General features: G+C 40.5%; 1 protein-coding gene and 1 pseudogene. Both read right to left on the bottom strand.

Annotation, left to right across the window (positions count from 1 at the left end; all coding sequences use genetic code 11):
* A pseudogene (locus A2003_RS10125) lies at positions 1 to 836 on the bottom strand (hypothetical protein); the annotation flags it as partial.
* Positions 837 to 845: 9 nt separating this feature from the next.
* Positions 846 to 2,692 (bottom strand): DUF2345 domain-containing protein (locus tag A2003_RS10120; protein ID WP_286687291.1); only part of this gene is annotated, 1,847 nt, incomplete at its 5' end.

Genomic DNA, 2,692 nt, shown 5'->3' with positions numbered 1-2,692 from the left:
CTGATAAAAAATGGCGAAAACAAGAAGAACCTCAATTGAGGTTCTTCTTGTGATATTTGTGGGACAGCAGTGCTATCCACCCCTTCTTTTGCAGCAAAAACAAATGGATCTTTTTTTAAATTTTCTGCAAAAAGTTCATGAAAATCAGGAGTTATGGGTTCCTTGACAAAACCAACTAGATCACTCTGTTTCTTTATTTCTTGTAATTGATCGTATGTGTTAGCAAAATATAAAGGATCAAAACTCGAGTCTTTTAACAGCGATTTTAATTTAGACTCAGCTTGACTTGCTTTTACACGATAATCAGCTAAGTCCTTTGCAGTAGTACTGTTAGACAAAATAAGAATTTGGCCTGGTATTAAAATTTTTATAGGCGCGATATTTTCAATGTGTGCATTGTTACTTCTTAAAACATCCCAATCAGAACTTGTTAATGGACGTTTAAATACTCGTTTAGACCAATCCATCATTGTTTCTTTTTGTTTAACCAAATACCAACCAACTTTACCATCGTTTAAATAAATTTCTTTAATGTTTTCAGTAGCTTTTTTAGTAATCACACTTATCGTTTTTATGCTAAAAGCACTCCAATTACTTTTTGTTGAATAGGCTTTGGCAGAAATTTTTTGCAGTAGCTCTCCCCGAATATAAACCTCATAAATCAAAACAGTATTTATATTATGAATTTCATACCATTGAGTAAAACCTTGTTCATCAAAACGGCCTTCAAAAATTGTTTGTTTATTCGTACTTTTGTTATGAACAACAAACTTATATGTCAAATCTTTTAACTTTAAAGGAGCTTGTACATTAAGCTTTAATCGACTGTGATGCATATCTGCTCCTTATTCTTCCGCATTTCCATCTTCTTCAGCTTCTTCAATCTCATTGACCATGACCCTTGTTGTCAGGGATTGAGCTGAAGCCGTGGTTTTTAAATTCATAAACCCATTTCTATCCGTTACACCCTTTTGGATATTCCCACTTTCATCAATAAGAAGATAAGGTCTTTTCATTAATGCCTGATTTTCTTTATTTTTAACTAAATATTGAAGAATATAGGGGTTATCCATTTCAGGCAAAACAGGCATTTGTGGTGATATAGTTGCCCCATCCATAAACAAATGCTGCCCTGCTTTTGCTTCAAACTTGCCACTGGTCACAGGGAAAATACCTGAACCATTCAGTTTGATCTGAGAACCACCGGCAGTAATCACAATTTCTTTGGGGCTAGTGATCTCAATGCGGTCTTCGGTTGAAATAATCTGAATGCCTTGCTTGGCCAGTAAGTCCATGCCATCCGATTGAGCCTGAACCTCAAACTTACCTTTGGCAGCAACCTGCTTAATCCCACTCTCTGCGGCAAACAGGCTAATCCTGTTTTGTGCATGCGTAATCAGGTTCTTCTGTGTACTTAAATTGATACTATCACCTGCAAACTGGTTGATCTGCCCATCCGCAGATAAATGAATATCTTCATTGGTACTTAAACCAATACCCGCACGTGAGTTCAGCAATAATAGTGATTTTTTAAATTGAGCAATTTTATCTTGAATCTGCTCAGCGAATTCTTTGAGTTGATCAACGGATTCAATTTCATCGGTCTGCTGGTTCTTGGCCACTTCACTTAAGGCTTTGGCATTGTTTTGATTGCCTTCCAGCTGCTGCTTGGCAGGCTGTACATCAAGATGTTCACCTTGCGCCTTATCCTGTTTATGCGTGGAAACGAGTAAACCTTCACCTGCACGTACTGCACCCCATTGATCTGTACGCAATTCAAAGCCTTCACCGCGGTCTTCGCTTTCCGCTGTAGCTTTTGGGTGGCTCAGTTTACCAAGATTCAACTGGCTGGCAGCATGACTGCTTTGCAGTTGCGCACTGATCTGACCTGTAGTGTCATCAAAACGCAGTTGGTTAAAACCTTCGCCCTGATATTCTCTGGACTTAATCCCTGCCAGTTTTTTGGTGTCTGGCAGCTTGCCGGCATTGTCAAACTTGGTTGGACTGCGATGGGCTTCGTGAATGCGTCCGACCACAAATGGACGGTCAATGTTGCCATCAAAGAAGTCAATTACCACGATTTCATCGATACGTGGCAGGAAGCGTGCACCATAGCCTTCACCAGCCCAAGGGGTCAGTACATCGACCCAGGCTGAATCGGTATCGTTGTCATTGGCCCCCGCACCACCATCGTGGTTATGGTCTTCACTACGGGTAAACAAGAAACGGACTTTGACACGGCCCCATTCATCCACATGGATTTCTTCACCGCTTGGCCCTACCACTTTAGCGCGTTGTGGGTGTACTGTGGGTCGGTGTTGCTCTGGTTGATATTCAGGGACTGTTTTGATGTTACGGCGTTGTAAGGTCAGTGTATTGGCTTGGCGTTCTTCTTTATTGGTTTGGATATTGGCATTTTGCCAATTGCTTTGTTGCAGCAATTGGTTAATTTGCTGGTTCAGATCTTTGGGAAGGTTGTTTTGATTATAGTAGCTTTTGCCTGTAATCAGAAATTCTTGATCTGATCCACTGTGTTGGTCTATTTCAGGATGTTCAGTCAGTTGAAACCAGTAGCCTACTTGTGTATCACGTACCGTAGTTTGAGCGGTGAAGTATTTGGATTGTAGGTCGTGATAGTGTCCTAAGATTTGGTTAAACTTTTCGATTTGTGAGTTGCCTGATGCGGTCACTC

Origin of the sequence: Acinetobacter sp. GWC1_38_13 (assembly GCF_001767535.1) — a bacterium.
In the GTDB taxonomy this organism is placed as follows: Bacteria; Pseudomonadota; Gammaproteobacteria; order Pseudomonadales; family Moraxellaceae; genus Acinetobacter; species Acinetobacter junii.
This window is presented reverse-complemented; position numbering and strand designations above follow the sequence as displayed.